Origin of the sequence: Raineyella antarctica, assembly GCF_900092135.1 — a bacterium.
Classification (GTDB): Bacteria; Actinomycetota; Actinomycetes; order Propionibacteriales; family Propionibacteriaceae; genus Raineyella; species Raineyella antarctica.
The window spans coordinates 131,888-145,146 of the sequence record NZ_FMYF01000006.1 but is presented as its reverse complement, the minus strand read 5'-3'; the positions used below and the strand labels follow the sequence as shown (position 1 = coordinate 145,146).

The 13,259-nt window shown below is 70.6% G+C and carries 15 protein-coding genes and 2 tRNA genes; 8 read left to right on the top strand and 9 right to left on the bottom strand.

Going from position 1 to position 13,259, the window contains the following annotated elements; all coding sequences use genetic code 11:
* Nucleotides 1-31 precede the first annotated feature (31 nt).
* Nucleotides 32-799 (top strand): aquaporin Z, encoded by a 768-nt coding sequence (gene aqpZ / locus GA0111570_RS10805; RefSeq protein WP_092610607.1) that lies wholly within the window; start codon nucleotides 32-34, stop codon nucleotides 797-799.
* Nucleotides 800-937: 138 nt separating this feature from the next.
* Here aqpZ and GA0111570_RS10800 read toward each other — a convergent pair whose 3' ends face one another.
* The 3 genes from GA0111570_RS10800 to bcp all read right to left on the bottom strand — a co-directional run bounded on the left by GA0111570_RS10800 (nucleotide 938) and on the right by bcp (nucleotide 2,250).
* Nucleotides 938-1,543, bottom strand: a complete 606-nt coding sequence (locus tag GA0111570_RS10800; RefSeq protein ID WP_245703155.1) for a pentapeptide repeat-containing protein — start codon at nucleotides 1,541-1,543, stop codon at nucleotides 938-940.
* A gap of 72 nt (nucleotides 1,544-1,615) precedes the next feature.
* Nucleotides 1,616-1,700, bottom strand: a tRNA-Leu gene (locus GA0111570_RS10795).
* Between the two features lie 64 nt (nucleotides 1,701-1,764).
* The gene (gene bcp / locus GA0111570_RS10790) at nucleotides 1,765-2,250 is read right to left on the bottom strand and encodes a thioredoxin-dependent thiol peroxidase (protein ID WP_092610601.1); all 486 of its coding nucleotides are present in this window, start codon (nucleotides 2,248-2,250) and stop codon (nucleotides 1,765-1,767) included.
* 125 nt (nucleotides 2,251-2,375) lie between these two features.
* Here bcp and GA0111570_RS10785 point away from each other — a divergent pair, with 125 nt between their 5' ends.
* From GA0111570_RS10785 to GA0111570_RS10770, 4 genes are all read left to right on the top strand, one after another.
* Complete coding sequence (locus GA0111570_RS10785) at nucleotides 2,376-2,768, top strand: DUF3618 domain-containing protein (RefSeq protein ID WP_175557451.1); 393 nt, start codon at nucleotides 2,376-2,378, stop codon at nucleotides 2,766-2,768.
* Nucleotides 2,769-2,826: 58 nt separating this feature from the next.
* On the top strand, nucleotides 2,827-3,123 hold the full coding sequence (locus tag GA0111570_RS10780) for a GroES family chaperonin (RefSeq protein ID WP_092610970.1): 297 nt from the start codon (nucleotides 2,827-2,829) through the stop codon (nucleotides 3,121-3,123).
* Nucleotides 3,124-3,199: 76 nt separating this feature from the next.
* Nucleotides 3,200-3,275 (top strand) — tRNA-Lys (locus GA0111570_RS10775).
* 177 nt (nucleotides 3,276-3,452) lie between these two features.
* Nucleotides 3,453-4,271 (top strand): TspO/MBR family protein, encoded by an 819-nt coding sequence (locus tag GA0111570_RS10770; protein ID WP_092610595.1) that lies wholly within the window; start codon nucleotides 3,453-3,455, stop codon nucleotides 4,269-4,271.
* 99 nt (nucleotides 4,272-4,370) lie between these two features.
* Here the strand turns inward: GA0111570_RS10770 and GA0111570_RS10765 are convergent, their stop codons facing one another.
* The 3 genes from GA0111570_RS10765 to GA0111570_RS10755 form a co-directional block, all read right to left on the bottom strand.
* Nucleotides 4,371-6,275: an alkaline phosphatase family protein gene (locus GA0111570_RS10765; RefSeq protein ID WP_175557450.1), complete on the bottom strand. Its 1,905-nt coding sequence runs from the start codon at nucleotides 6,273-6,275 to the stop codon at nucleotides 4,371-4,373.
* A 64-nt stretch (nucleotides 6,276-6,339) separates the two neighbouring features.
* On the bottom strand, nucleotides 6,340-7,167 hold the full coding sequence (locus GA0111570_RS10760; RefSeq protein WP_092610593.1) for an IclR family transcriptional regulator: 828 nt from the start codon (nucleotides 7,165-7,167) through the stop codon (nucleotides 6,340-6,342).
* Nucleotides 7,168-7,212: 45 nt separating this feature from the next.
* The gene (locus GA0111570_RS10755) at nucleotides 7,213-8,529 is read right to left on the bottom strand and encodes an MFS transporter (RefSeq protein ID WP_092610590.1); all 1,317 of its coding nucleotides are present in this window, start codon (nucleotides 8,527-8,529) and stop codon (nucleotides 7,213-7,215) included.
* 161 nt (nucleotides 8,530-8,690) lie between these two features.
* On the opposite strand from GA0111570_RS10755, the gene GA0111570_RS10750 reads away from it, so the two are divergent.
* On the top strand, nucleotides 8,691-9,113 hold the full coding sequence (locus GA0111570_RS10750; protein ID WP_092610587.1) for a hemerythrin domain-containing protein: 423 nt from the start codon (nucleotides 8,691-8,693) through the stop codon (nucleotides 9,111-9,113).
* Nucleotides 9,114-9,207: 94 nt separating this feature from the next.
* Here the strand turns inward: GA0111570_RS10750 and GA0111570_RS10745 are convergent, their stop codons facing one another.
* Entirely contained in the window at nucleotides 9,208-9,975 is a 768-nt protein-coding gene (locus GA0111570_RS10745) for a PIG-L deacetylase family protein (protein ID WP_092610585.1), read from the bottom strand.
* 83 nt (nucleotides 9,976-10,058) lie between these two features.
* Here GA0111570_RS10745 and GA0111570_RS10740 point away from each other — a divergent pair, with 83 nt between their 5' ends.
* The gene (locus GA0111570_RS10740; RefSeq protein ID WP_092610582.1) at nucleotides 10,059-10,964 is read left to right on the top strand and encodes a DUF4253 domain-containing protein; all 906 of its coding nucleotides are present in this window, start codon (nucleotides 10,059-10,061) and stop codon (nucleotides 10,962-10,964) included.
* A gap of 31 nt (nucleotides 10,965-10,995) precedes the next feature.
* On the opposite strand, the gene GA0111570_RS10735 is transcribed toward GA0111570_RS10740, so the two are convergent.
* Entirely contained in the window at nucleotides 10,996-11,454 is a 459-nt protein-coding gene (locus GA0111570_RS10735; protein ID WP_092610580.1) for a group II truncated hemoglobin, read from the bottom strand.
* A 61-nt stretch (nucleotides 11,455-11,515) separates the two neighbouring features.
* Nucleotides 11,516-12,280, bottom strand: a complete 765-nt coding sequence (locus tag GA0111570_RS10730; RefSeq protein WP_217634115.1) for a DUF5995 family protein — start codon at nucleotides 12,278-12,280, stop codon at nucleotides 11,516-11,518.
* 124 nt (nucleotides 12,281-12,404) lie between these two features.
* On the opposite strand from GA0111570_RS10730, the gene GA0111570_RS10725 reads away from it, so the two are divergent.
* A complete protein-coding gene (locus GA0111570_RS10725; RefSeq protein WP_092610577.1) occupies nucleotides 12,405-13,250 on the top strand; it encodes a hypothetical protein in 846 nt (281 codons plus the stop codon).
* The last annotated feature ends 9 nt before the right edge of the window (nucleotides 13,251-13,259 follow it).

The window sequence follows — 13,259 nt, the reverse complement described above, 5'->3', positions numbered from 1 at the left end:
CCACCCGGGCGGGCGGATCGGAGCACTTTCCATGCGCAAACCCTCCATGAGCAAGCGACTGTGGGCCGAGTTCCTCGGCACCTTCTGGCTGGTTCTCGGCGGCTGTGGCTCGGCCGTCCTGGCCGCCAAGGTCATTGCCGCACCCGGCGTCAACATGGGCATCGGCTTCGTTGGTGTCGCCCTGGCCTTCGGCCTCACCGTCCTGACCGGCGCCTATGCCCTCGGCCATATCTCCGGCGGCCACTTCAACCCGGCGGTCACCCTCGGCTGCGCGATCGCCAAGCGAGTGGAGTGGGCAGCCGTCGCCCCGTACATGGTCACCCAGGTGATCGGCGCCAGCGTCGCCGGTGGCGTCCTCTACCTGATCGCCTCCGGCAAGGACGGCTTCAACCCCGTCCAGTCGGGCTTCGCCTCCAACGGCTTCGGCGATCGCTCACCGGACGGCTACGGGATGCTTGCGGCCCTGGTCACCGAGGTCGTCCTGACCGCCGTCTTCGTCTGGGTCATCCTCGGCACCACCTCGAAGAAGGCGCCGGCCGGTTTCGCCCCGCTGGCGATCGGCCTGACCCTGACCCTGATCCACCTGATCTCCATCCCGGTGACCAACACCTCGGTCAACCCGGCCCGCTCGCTGGGCGTCGCCTGGTTCGCCGGCACCGGCGCGATGTCGCAGGTCTGGCTGTTCATCGTCGCGCCACTCGTCGGCGCGGCCATCGCGGGCTTCTCGTACGCCGCCCTGACCGGCGACGAGGACACCGAGCCGCAGGAGGAGGAGGCCCGGGTCGGCGCCGAGGCCTGAGGCCGCACGACTCCTGCCCCTGACACGACCCCGGGATCGGCACCGACCCGTGGGCACGCAGTGGCAGCAGTTGGACCGACGCCCGGCGTCCGCTCCCCGAAGGGGACGGGCGCCGGGTTCGTTCGTGCCGCCCCCGGATCAGCCCAGGTAGTCGATGTCGAAGGCGCCGAGCAGGGCGACGCCCGCACCGGGGCTGACCTTCAGGCCCTCGACCCGGTTGCGTCGTACGTCGAAGAAGTAGTTCGAGGAGCCGCGCAGGTCCAGTCCGCGCAGGTCGGAGTCGGTGAACACCGCCGACTCCAGGTCGCAGTCGGCCATCCGGGCGCCGGCCAGCCTGGTGGAGTCGAAGTCGACGTCCTTCAGGGAGCAGCGGAGGAAGTCCCACTGGCGCAGGTCCATCCGGGTGAAGCGGGAATAGTCCAGCCGGCAGTCCGCGAACGCCATCGGCGCGGTGCTCAGCGGGTTGACGTGCGCCCGGGCCCAGTCGACCGACAGGCCCTTGCAGGCCTCGAAGCGGCACTCGGAGAAGGTCGAGGAGCCGAATACGGCGAAGGACAGCGAGCAGTTGGTGAACGTGCACCCGTCGAACTCGCAGCCCCGGAACTCAGCCTTGTCCAGCCTGCAGTCGGCGAACGTACAGGCCTCGAACGAGACCCCGCGGACCGATCCACCCGGTGCCATGTCCCCGGTGAGCCGTTGCCCGCGCACGTGGTCGCGAGCGTCGATGACCTCGGTCAGGTCCATGTCCACGCCACCTCGTCCATGGGTGGTCGCCCATGGGTGGGCGTCCACGGTCTGTCGCCGGCGAGGGCGACCTGGTGCCGGAGAAGGGACTTGAACCCTCACGCCCGAAGGCACAGGAACCTAAATCCTGCGTGTCTGCCAATTCCACCACTCCGGCAGGAGCAGGGACCATTGTGCCCGAGCGTCGGGGGAGCCGTCGCGGGCACCGGTCCGTGGTCAGGTCAGGCGGTCTGCCAGTCCTTCAGCAGCCGCTCGACATGGCCGGTCGCCTTCACGTTGTAGCGCGGGTCGGTGATCGTCCCCACGCCCTTGTCGTCGACGTCCACCAGGAACGTGGATCGGATCACGCCGACGGTCTTCTTGCCGTACATCGTCTTCTCCCCGTACGCGCCGTACGCCTCCAGGGTCGTACGATCCGGGTCGGAGAGAAGCGTGACGGTGAGCGACTCCTTGTCGCGGAACTTCGCCAGCTTCTCCGGCTTGTCGGGCGAGATCCCGAGCACGGCCGCGATGCCGGTGTCCTCCAGGTCGGTCCGGAAGGTGGTGAAGTCACACGCCTCCTTGGTGCAGCCCGGGGTCATCGCGGCGGGGTAGAAGTAGACGACCACGCGCCGGCCGGCGAAGTCGGCGAGCGAGACCGCGTTGCCGTCGGCATCGGTCAGGGTGAAGGCCGGGGCGACAGCGCCCTTTTCCAGACGGTTTTCCATGTTCGACAGTCTAAGCGGGGTAGAGGGGCCAGCCGGGAGGCCATAGTCTGTCCTTGTCCGGCCGTAGCGCGTAGCTCGCTACGCACTACGGCCGTGCCCCACCCGACACCTGAGGAGTGACACCCGTGGCCACTGAGACCCGTGAGCGCCTGTACCCCCGGACCGAGGCGCAGATCAAGGCGGACATCGCCGAGGCGCGTGCGCGTCTGGCTGCCTCGATCGAGCAGCTGGCCAAGGAAGCTCAGCCCAAGACCCTGAAGAACAACGCCGTGGACCAGGTGAAGGCTATGGCCGACGCCCAGTACCAGTCGGTCAAGGGCCAGTTCGTCGACGAGAACGGCGTACGGCTCGACCGGGTCGGCATGATCGCCGGCTCCGTCGCCGGCGTCGTGGCCACCATGCTGACCCTGCGCGGCATCTACCGCGGTGGCCAGCGCCGCAAGGTGCGCAGGGTCGCCCGCAAGCAGGCCGCGGCGATCGCGGCGGGTCCGGTCAAGATCACTGTCAAGAGGAGCTGACCCGTTGCAGGAGCAGAACGACACGCCCCAGGCGCAGTCCGGCCCGCTGCCCATCCGCATGCTGCACGACCGGGTGCTGGTCTCCTCCGAGGGGGAGGCCGGTGAACGACGCAGCGGTGGCGGCATCGTCATCCCTGCGACGGTCGCGATCGGCAAGCGCCTGAGCTGGGCCACTGTGGTGGCCTCCGGTCCCAACGTACGTACGGTGCGGGTCGGCGACCGGGTGCTGTACGACCCCGAGGATCGCGCCGAGGTGGAGCTCAAGGGCAAGAACTACATCCTGCTGCGCGAGCGCGACCTGCACGCGATCGGCGCGGGGGAGGGTGACGAGACGACCACGGGCCTGTACCTCTGACCCGTGGCGCCTCCGACCCACGCAATGACGCCGATTTGGCGTTGGCGGGGAGGGCTGCTAGAGTTTCTTCTCGCGCGCACCGCTAGCTCAACTGGCAGAGCAGCTGACTCTTAATCAGCGGGTTCAGGGTTCAAGTCCCTGGCGGTGTACCAAACAGCTGGCCTCGACTCCTTCGGGAGTCGGGGCCAGTTCCTTTTTGTGGCCGCGGATCCTGACCTCGGCGGTTGGCTTCCGAAGCCTTGGACCGGGCGGAAGTCCGGTCAAGTTTCCGGTGCTGAGAGAGCCGAGTGGTGAAGCAAGAGGACCTCCCGCCCCCGTACAGTCAGAGCATGGACCAAGGTGTGCAGAGCCGGATGACGACCGGCCTGCTGGGGCAGCGGATCTTCGTCACGATCAGCCTGCTGGTCTGCGTGGTCGGCACGTTGTTCGGGATCGGGGTGCTCGGGAAGCGGGTCGAGGAGTCCTCCGGCGGCGCACTGGCAGCGGACGCCACGTTGCTCGCCCCGGCGGGACCGGCCTTCTCGATCTGGTCGGTGATCTACCTCGGGCTGGCCGCCTACACGATCTGGCAGTGGTTCGGCGTGGCCGACCGGTCGCTTCGGGAGCGGAGGACCGGTTGGCTGGCGGGGGTGTCCATGCTGCTCAACGCCGCCTGGCTCCTGGTCACCCAACAGGGGTGGATCTGGCTCAGCGTGCTGGTCATCTTCGCCCTGGTCGTCGTCCTGGGCATGCTGGTCCGCAACCTGGCCGACAGCCCCGGCCACGGCCCGGCCGAGCGCATCGTCGTCGACGGGACCTTCGGTCTCTACCTGGGATGGGTGACGGTCGCCACCTGCGCCAACGTCAGCGCAGCCGGAGCCGCCTCCGGCATCTCGCTGGGGGCGAGCGGTGACCAGGTCATCGCCGTCGTCGTCCTGCTGGTCGCCGCCGCGATCGGCGTGGTGCTGGCCGTACGACTGGGCGGGCGGATCGCCGTGGCGGCCGCGCTGGCCTGGGGCCTGGCGTGGATCGCCGTCGGTCGCCTGGCCGACGGTCCGCTCTCGGTGCCGGTGGCCGCGGCCGCCGTGGTCGCCGCCCTGATCGTCATCGCCGCGACACTCGTCGCCCGGATGAGGTCCACCACCCGCCCGGTCGGTGCCGTCGGCTGACCCGTCCTGCGGACCGGCCGCGTAGCTACAGGGCGAACATCTCCCCGCACTCGATCCGCAGGTTGAGGTCGTCCTCCGCGACGAGCGAGCCCCGGCCTCCTAGCGCTTGGACACCTTCGTCTCCTCGACCTTGCTGGTGATCCGGCCGAGGAACGACCGGGCTTGGCCCTTGGTCCGGATCGCCCGAAAGTCCTCGTCCAGCTTCGCCAGGTCGGCATCGGTGGTCGCGTACGTCTCCGTCGCGGCCTTGTAGGCCGCGCCGAGGAAGCCTGGCAGGTTGCCGCGCGCGATCGGGTGGTCATCGTCCGGCGCGTCGTCGGCCTCGGCCTTGCGGTCCGGCCGAGGTGCCGCCGGGACCGGTGGGGGCAGGGTGCTGGGGCAGTCGGTCCGGGGCGTGTCCAGGGTGAGCAGGTGGAGCAGGTCGTTGGCGGCCTTGTCCCGTTCGGTCAGCGGAGGGAGCCCGAACAGGCTCTGCACCGTCTTCGGGACCGAGCTGTGGTCGTAGACCGTGTGGTCGACCCGCCCCTTGGGGATGAGCGGTGAGATGACCAGCGCCGGGACCCGTACGCCGAGCCGGTCGAAGGCGAAGCCGGACCTGTTGTAGCTCGGGCCGCTCCCGTCGCCCGGCGGGGTGGCGGCGACGGGCGGGACCGAGTCGTACAGGCCGCCGTGCTCGTCGTACGTGACGACCAGCAGGCTGGAGTCCCACAGCGGGGAGTTGCGGATGGCCTCGTACACGCCCTTGACCAGTGCCTCCCCGCCGAAGACGTCGTCCATCGGGTGCTGGGACGACCCTCCCGCGTAGTTGCCCGCGGTGACGTCCCCGTAGTGCGGCTCGATGAACGTGTACTGGTAGGGGTAGGGCCCGTCCAGGTCCCGCGCGAACTCGGTGAGGGAGTGCACGTCCCAGGTGTTGATCCCCTTCAGGGCCGAGACCTGGGCGATGGCGCCCAGCACCGATCCCTCGCCCGGGTCGTCGCTGTAGGCGTTGGTGTTGTCGTGGTACAGCCGCCAGGCCAGGCCGGCGGCCGAGAGGGAGTCGAAGATCGTGCCGTGCGGGAAGGAGAAGCCGCGCAGGGTCTCCCACGCCACCATCTCCTCGCCGGTCGGGCTGTGGTCCAGCCCCGCCGAGGTCGCGGCATGCACGAACATCCGGTTGGGCCACGTGGGGCCCGGCAGGGAGGAGAACCAGTGGTCGCAGATCGCGAACTCGGTGGCCAGCGCGTAGGAGGTCGGCAGTTGGTCCGGGGTGTCGAAGCCGCGCATGACGTCACCGATGTGGGCGGCCGTAGGGGCCGCGGTGCCCTCGTCGGTCGAGGTGGCGTAGTTCGCGGCGAAGCCGCTCATCGAGATCGGCGGGTACGGGCCGCCCGGAGGATACGTGGCGCCGGCGCCGGCCAGTTGCTCGACGACGTCGGGGAACTCGTGTCCCGGGTCGGTGGTCAGCCGCGTGGGTGCCGGCGAGGCCACCGGGTAGTCGATCCCCTCGTACGTGTTGCACGTCCCCGCGGGTGCCACGGTCAGGCCCGGGATGCCCGAGTGCCCGAAGATGTGGTCGAAGGATCGGTTCTCCAGCATGAGGACGAAGACGTTGGTGATCGGGGAGTAGTCGGCGAGCCGTTCCATCTCGTCGACGCACCCGCCCGAGGCCAGCTCCGTGCCCAGGGCCGTCGTGCTCGCGGTGAAGACGATGTCCTCGTCGGCGTCGGAGCGCCGCAGCCGGCACTCCGTCCAGTGCGGGTGGGAAGAGGCTCCGGTGTTCTGGTAGATGCCCGGAGCGGTGCCGTCGGGGACCGACATCGTCACGCTCCACCGGTCGGGCGTCCCCCAGGACCCGAAGCCGGTCTCGAACTCCACCGCGAGCGGGCCCGCAGTCTGGCCCGGGCCGACGACCCACGACCCTGACCGGGGGTCGCTGGAGCCGTACTGGTGGATCAGGCGGATCCGGGCGGTTCCGTCGGTCTCGTTCCTGACATAGATGTTGGCGGTGCGGTGGGTGGCCATGGCGTGCTCCTGGCAGAGGCGGCGGGTCGGGGTGGGTCAGGTCGGGTAGGTGGTCGGCGAAGGATCAACTGGTCAGGTCCTCCACCGGGTGCCAGCCGGTCTCGCCGGCATCGATGCGCTCGCGGATCAGTTCGCCGAGGGTCTCGGCGGTCCGGCGAAGGGCCACCTTCAGCTCGTCGGTGAGCTCGGCGGGGGAGGCCTTCGAGATGGCGATGGCCCCGACCTGGCGCCGGTGCACCACCAGTGCGCTGGCGACGGAATAGACCCCGGGGTTCCACTCGGCGAGGCTGAGGGCGATGTTGCTGCGCCGGATCTCCTGCAGTTGGCGTTCCAGGGCGGCCCGGTCGGTGATCGTGGCAGGGGTCATCCGGGGCAGCGGGTCGGGCAGGATCGCCGACCGCTCCTCGACGGTCAGGCGGGCCAGCAGGGCCTTGCCGAGGGCGCTGCCGTGGGCGGGCAGGATGTTGCCCGGGGCAGGGGCGGGCACCGTGTTGCCGGACCCGACGATCCGCTCCAGGTAGACCACGTGCACCCCGCGCAGCACGGCCAGGTGCGCCACACCGCCGGCCCATGCCTGCAGCCGGGCCAGCGCCGGCAGGCACAGCTCGCGCAGGTTCGAGGCCGGCATCGCGGTGGTGATGGCGAACAGCCGCATCCCGATCCGGTACTTGCGGTCGTGCCCCTCGATGATGCCCAGCGACACCAGCCGGTCCAGCACCCGGTGCACCGTCGACTTCGGCAGGCCGCTGCGGTCGGCCAGTTCGGTCAGCGTCAGGACGCGTTCCTCGGCCGAGAAGCACTCCAGCAGCAGGAACGCCTTGGACAGGATCGACGGCCGGGACGGCTGCTGCCCGGGCGGCGGGACGGCCGTGGCTGGCTTGGGTCCGGTCATGCCGGTGCGCCCGGAACAGGTGGCAGGAGCGGGGTCACGCCCCCATCATGCAGCGGCGCGGTCGGTTCCGTGGGCCCGATCGTGGCTGGGATGGGGGCGCAGTCGGCGCCCGGCGACGTGCGCGATGACCGTGAGCGGAACGGCGAGGGCGGCGACGCCGTACAGCAGGACCGAGTAGCCGGCCCAGGTGCTCGCCCAGGACAGCGTCACCGGCAGGCCGAACCCGGTGTACGCGAAGGTGTAGAGCAGGGCCGTCATCAGCGCCTCGGTCCGCGGCGGGGAGGACAGCTGGATCCGGACCAGCAGGCCGCTGATCACCAGCCCGTACGCGGTGCCGAGCAGGCCGGACATGACCCACAGCTCGACCGGCCCCATCAGGGGCAGCCGCCAGGCCGCCACGACGAGGGTGCCGATGACGAGCACCATGCCCAGGGTCGGGGCGGGGAAGCGCAGCGGGAGCCGGACCCGGCGGACCGCCTGCTGGATGAAGAAACCGCAGGTCAGCGCGGTGGTGCACAGCAGCGTCAGGTAGATCACCGACACGGGTCCGTGGGTGGCCGCCAGCCGCTGCGGAAGGACCGCGTACGCCAGCCCGAGGGAGCCGAAGATCCACGGCGCGACGGGCAGGACGGTGAGCAGCAGCCGGCCGAGGCCGGGGTGCCCGTGCTCCCCACCGGCGGCCGGGGCGGGCGGCGGCAGGACGGCGGGCACCGAGGTGTGCCGGCGGGTCGCCACGATGACGACCAGCGTCACCACGGCGAGCAGCATGTGCGGCACGTACGCGCTGACCAGCGGCGCCGGCGCGGCGTACGCCAGCAGGCCGGCGGCCCCCGCACCGAGACCGAAGCCGGTGGTCAGGCTGAGCGCCGACACCCGGGCCGTCCGGGCCAGTGACGCGGAGGTGACACCGCCGCTGGTCAGGACCAGCCGGCGGATCCAGGCGCCGCCGTTCACCATCCCGGAGGCCAGCGCGATGCCGCTGAGGACCCGTCCGGCGACCAGTTGCCCGACGTGGTCGCCGGCAGTGGCGAGCAGGATGCTGCCGACCAGGCCGAGGGCCACCGCGCCGGCCACGAGCGTGCGTGGATGGAAGCGCCGTTGCAGGCGGGCGGCCAGGAAGAGGGCAGGGACGATCCCGCCGACGTAGGCGAAGAGCAGCATGTTGACCGTGATCTGGTCCAGGCCGCGCAGCGTCTCGTACGGGCCCAGCAGCGGGGTGAACTGGTTGCCGCCCCAGGCGACCGCCGTGCTGGCCAGCGCAGCGGGCAGCCATACCCGACGCGCCGCCGCAGCGGCCTGGGGCTGCTGGGGGAGCGGGCGGGTGGGCAGGCCCTGGCTGGGCGCGGCGTCGAGGGTGGTCACTCCTCGACTGTAAGGCGCGTCACACCGTGCGGGGCGGGCAAGTTTCGGTCACCGGAACTTTTCGGGTCGCCGGACTTGACGTACGTCAAGGAACCGGCACCGTGGCCGAGGTGCACTGGGGGCACGACACAGACCACTCATACCCGGACGGACGACAAACCATGGCCGACCAGCCGCACGCACCAACCACCATCTCCCCGACCAGCCTCGTCGCGAACCTGCGCGCCGAGCACGCCAGCATGCTCACCGAGCTCGACCGGCTCAGCCGGGCGCTGCTGTGCGCGCCCAAGCAGGACTACCCCGCCGCGCGCGCCGCGCTGGAGGACTGGCTCGGCCGGGTCCTGGTCCCGCACGCTGACAGCGAACAGGACGTGTACGCGCTGGTCGCCGCCGCGGACCCCGGCGGAGCGCTGTCCGAGTCGATCCGCACCGAGCACCGGAACCTGTGCGAGGCGGTCGGGCGCTTCTCGGAGGTCTGGCAGGCCGCGGCTGCCCGGACCTGGGCCCGGAGCCTGTACGAGGCCTTCGACGCCCACCAGCACAAGGAGGAGGAACTCCTCTTCACCCGCCTGCTGGCCGCCTGACCCGTCAGGCCGGGGGACCGTCCGACGGGGGACCGGCCCGACGGGAGACCCGCAGGACGGGGAACCGGGACGGCGCGACAACGGGTGGAGCCGGTCAGTCCCCCTTGGCACCCAGGCCGCCGAGGTCATGCACCCGGAACGTCACGGCGTACTCGGTGCCGGCCAGGCGACCGCCCGCGCGCAGCATCTGCGGGACGAACACCTCGGGTGCCGGGTGGCCGGCCACGTGCCGCAGGTAGGCCTCGTGGCTGGCGAGGGAGGCCACCGACGCCGCAACCGCCTCCTCGTCGACCTGGACGGCGTGCGTGGGGCGGCCATGGCCGGAGACCAGGACGGCCCGGGCCTGCCACGGTTCGAGACCCTCCTGCTCGGCCAGTGCACGGAACACCCACCGGTTCGCGGCGTCACGCACCCCGTCGACCACGGCGAGGCCGGCCACCCGGTGGTCGGCCTGGTTCAGCCCGCCGTACGCCTCGAGGTCGAAGTTCGCCGTCACCACGACATCGGGCCGCACCTGCCGGACCACCCGGGCCACGTCCCGGCGCAGCCGCAGGCCGTACTCGAGCATGCCGTCGGGATGGTCGAGGATCCGCAGGTCGCTCACGCCGACGGCAGCACAGGCGGCCCGCTGCTCGCGGGCGCGCAGGGGCGCGACGTGTTCGGGCGGCTCGTCCATCCCGGCCTCCCCGGCGGTGAGCAACAGGTAGGTCACCTCGACGCCGCGGCCGGCCCAGGTGGCGACGGCGGCCGAGGTGCCGTACTCCATGTCGTCCGGATGGGCGACCGCGCACAGCACCCGCGCCCAGTCGGCATCCGGCAGGACGGGGAGGTGCTGCGGTGCGGCAGCGGCGTCGTCGGTCATGGGGGAGTCCTTGGGCGAGGCAGCGGGCTTCGGACACCCCAACGGTACGCACGGCGAGCCCCGGATGCCCTAGTTTCGTGCCCATGGGAATCCTGGAGTCGATGCTGCGGTTCGTGGGGCTCAGTACCGAGCGGCGGACCCGGCCGGGTGCCCCCGGCCACCGCACGACGGACGAGGACGGCGATGGCGACCTGCGGGTCGAGCTGCCGTGGCCGATCCGGGCCGAGCGTCCCGGTGACCTCGGCAGCCTGGGGGCGCTCGGACTCCCCCCGGGCCGGATCGTCCGCCCGGACGAGGACGAGACAGCCGATCCGGTGCTCTGGCTCGCCGACTCCGTGGCCGACCACCGCGCCACCTGGGCCGCCCTCGCGGCACGGTTCCCGCAGACCGGGCTGTGGCCCGTGCTGGTCCAGGGGCTCGGCGAGGACCTGGAGCGACCCTGGTACGGAGGGGAGCTGGACGGCCCACAGGGTCCGGTCCCCGACGTTGCCGAGGTGCTCCAGGAGCGCTGGAGCGAGGCCGTGGAGGTGCTGGAGGAGTACGACGAGGATGAGCTCGACGACGACCAGCGTCGGGTGCGTGATGCCGGGCCGGTCCTCGCCCTGGCCCCGGCCCAGCCGGTCGGGGCGACGGTGCAGCTCGAGCTGGGCGCCGGCACGAGTGGACTCGCCCTCGTCCCGGTTGGGCGTCCCGCTGACGTGCCCTCCGCCATCGGCTGGTGGGGGACCGCCAACGTGGACCTGGACGGCTCGGACGTCGCAGCGGTGCTGCGCAGCTGGGAGGACCGGTTCGGCGCGACGCTGGTGGCGATGGGCTTCGACACCATCCACCTGGAGGTGGCCGCTCCGCCCTCCAGCAGCAACGACGTGGCCACCCTCATCCTGGAGCACTACGCCTTCTGCCCCGACAACATCGACCAGGGCGTCGGGTCGCTCCCGGCGTACGCCCCCGTCGTCCGGGCACACCACTGGACCTTCTGGTGGGACTGAGAATCGTCGTGCGCCGCTGCGGTGACCTGTGCTAGTCGGACAGGCCGTCGGGCTGCAGCCCGTCCCAGGACCAGTGCGGCAGGCGCAGGCCCTCCGGGACGTCGTCGGGGGAGCGGGGGTAGCCGCCCATCGTGGTGGTCGTCGCCCAGGCGAAGTAGTCGTGCAGGACCGTACGCAGGTCGTCGGCCAGGTCGACGTCGGCCATCGCCGCATCGAAGCAGGCGATCGCGCGGCGGTCCATGTCCTCGTGCAGGCCGTTGCCGCTGTGGATCCGGACCACTGTGGTCTCGTCCCCGTACTGCGCGGAGTAGGTCGGCGGACCGCCCCACGCCTCGGCCCAGTAAGCGGCGAGCCGCTGGGTGTGCCGAGGGTGGAAGCCGTGGCTGAAGGCGTGCGCGACGACCTCGTCGGCCATCACCCGGTCATGCCAGGCCTGGGCGAGGCGCAGCACGCCCAGCTCGCCTCCGGCGGCCTCGTACACGGTCTGCATGTCCTCATGATGGGGACCGGAGCTGGTCTCCACAAGGATCCGCTGACTGGGGCGCGGCGGCCTAGCGCTGCAATGGCAACGTCACCCCGAAGCCGACCCTGGCCAGTCGGAGCAACACCTGACCCGGCGCCAGCAGGTCGGCGATCCTGGCCGCCGCGAGCAGTTCCAGCTCGCGCAGCCGTGACTCGTAGACATCAGCACCGGCGGCCCTGGCCTGCGACAGCTGCAGGGTGTTGCTCCAGACCTTTGCGCGTGCCTCTTTGAGGAACCGCTTGGCGGCCCATCGATTGATCGGCCGCAGCGCGCGATCCAGCAGGCTGCGGACGGAGCGTGCCGAGATCTCGAGGTCTTCCGCGGCCACGCGGCTGGCCAGGATCTGGTCGATGCGCTCGTGGTCCCGTCGTCGTCGTGCCAGCAGGTCACCGTCCGTGACCTCGGTGTCGGAAATGACCGCGAGCAGTGCCTGGGGCAGGTCGTAGTTGATGTGGGCGTTGATGCCGAGCAACACGTTCAGCAGGGGTGTCAGGCGAGGGGCGGCATCGAAGGCGAGCAGCCAGGGGCTTGCCGGCGTACCGGCTCCGGACAGGTGCGCGTCAAGGGCGCGCAGGTAGAGATCAGCGAATGCGAGATCCCATTCCTCCACCCAGACCGGGTCCTCGAACGTCCCGGCATCGATCGCCTCTGCCACGGCTGCGGTGGTGCGCAGGTAGGTGGAGAGGAAGGCTCGCGCAGGATCGTCGGCGGGCAGCGCGCCGAGCCGGCGCCGCATGTCGGTCATCAGCCCGGCGATGGACCTGAAACGCCCGCTGGACGGTCCGATGGTCATCTGTCTCCCCTTGCCAGCCAGCCACCAGTGTGGGCTTAATGTAGTCACGGCTCAGTGCGGTGTCACCGTTGGTTCCTCCAGGCCCGATGGGCGGTGGCCCTTGGAGCCGGACGGGGGCAGGGGAATGAAAGTCCAGCAACGCGGGGCAGATGATCGGGTCCTGCGGTTCACGAAGGGCCTGTCAGCCTTCATAGCGCCATTCCTGATCGTCGCCTTCGTCGTGCTGTACGGATTTCCCACTGAGACCGGTCGCCTCTTCGCGTGGACCATGCGCCCCACGATGACTCCCATGGTGCTCGCCTCGGCCTATCTCGGCGGCTTCTACTTCTTCGTCCGCGCCCTGTGGACAGCGCGGTGGTCCTCGTTGCGGGTGGGCTTCCTGTCGGTGGCGCTGTTCGCGACGTTGCTCGGTGTGGCCACTGTGATCCATTGGGACAAGTTCAACCACCACCACTTCGCATTCTGGCTCTGGACGGGCCTGTACTTCACCGCGCCCTTCCTCGTGATCTTCGCCTACCTGTCCAACCGCCGGTTCGCTGCCCCCACGGAAGCGTCGGAACTGCGGCTGGGAGGTGTCTCCCGTTGGATGGTCGCGCTTGTGGGGCTGGCCGCCCTGTCCACCGGCATCACCATGTTCGTGGCGCCGGGCCAGATGATCCCGGTCTGGCCATGGGCACTCACGCCGCTGACCTGCCGGGTGGTGGGCGCGATCTTCTGCCTTGGCAGCGCGGGCCTCGGGGTCGTTCGGGATCCCCGGTGGATCACGATCCGGTTGATGCTGCAGGTGGAGGCGCTGATGATCGTGCTGATGGCCATCGCGGCGCTGCGGGCCTCGGGTGAGTTCCACCCTGAACGGCCACTCACCTGGCTGTTGTTCGTCGGCTTCATGGGGGTCCTCGCCGGCTCGGCCTACCTGTGGTACCGCTTCGAGATCGCTGCTACCCGCCGCGGAACCCGCAGATCCGGTTAGGAGACGTCC

Coding starts and splice junctions, on each gene's coding strand:
- aqpZ (WP_092610607.1), top strand. CDS start 32: ATGCGCAAACCCTCCATGAGCAAGCGACTGTGGGCCGAGTTCCTCGGC.
- GA0111570_RS10800 (WP_245703155.1), bottom strand. CDS start 1,543: ATGGACCTGACCGAGGTCATCGACGCTCGCGACCACGTGCGCGGGCAA.
- bcp (WP_092610601.1), bottom strand. CDS start 2,250: ATGGAAAACCGTCTGGAAAAGGGCGCTGTCGCCCCGGCCTTCACCCTG.
- GA0111570_RS10780 (WP_092610970.1), top strand. CDS start 2,827: ATGCTGCACGACCGGGTGCTGGTCTCCTCCGAGGGGGAGGCCGGTGAA.
- GA0111570_RS10770 (WP_092610595.1), top strand. CDS start 3,453: ATGGACCAAGGTGTGCAGAGCCGGATGACGACCGGCCTGCTGGGGCAG.
- GA0111570_RS10765 (WP_175557450.1), bottom strand. CDS start 6,275: ATGGCCACCCACCGCACCGCCAACATCTATGTCAGGAACGAGACCGAC.
- GA0111570_RS10760 (WP_092610593.1), bottom strand. CDS start 7,167: ATGACCGGACCCAAGCCAGCCACGGCCGTCCCGCCGCCCGGGCAGCAG.
- GA0111570_RS10750 (WP_092610587.1), top strand. CDS start 8,691: ATGGCCGACCAGCCGCACGCACCAACCACCATCTCCCCGACCAGCCTC.
- GA0111570_RS10745 (WP_092610585.1), bottom strand. CDS start 9,975: ATGACCGACGACGCCGCTGCCGCACCGCAGCACCTCCCCGTCCTGCCG.
- GA0111570_RS10740 (WP_092610582.1), top strand. CDS start 10,059: ATGGGAATCCTGGAGTCGATGCTGCGGTTCGTGGGGCTCAGTACCGAG.
- GA0111570_RS10735 (WP_092610580.1), bottom strand. CDS start 11,454: ATGCAGACCGTGTACGAGGCCGCCGGAGGCGAGCTGGGCGTGCTGCGC.
- GA0111570_RS10730 (WP_217634115.1), bottom strand. CDS start 12,280: ATGACCATCGGACCGTCCAGCGGGCGTTTCAGGTCCATCGCCGGGCTG.
- GA0111570_RS10725 (WP_092610577.1), top strand. CDS start 12,405: ATGAAAGTCCAGCAACGCGGGGCAGATGATCGGGTCCTGCGGTTCACG.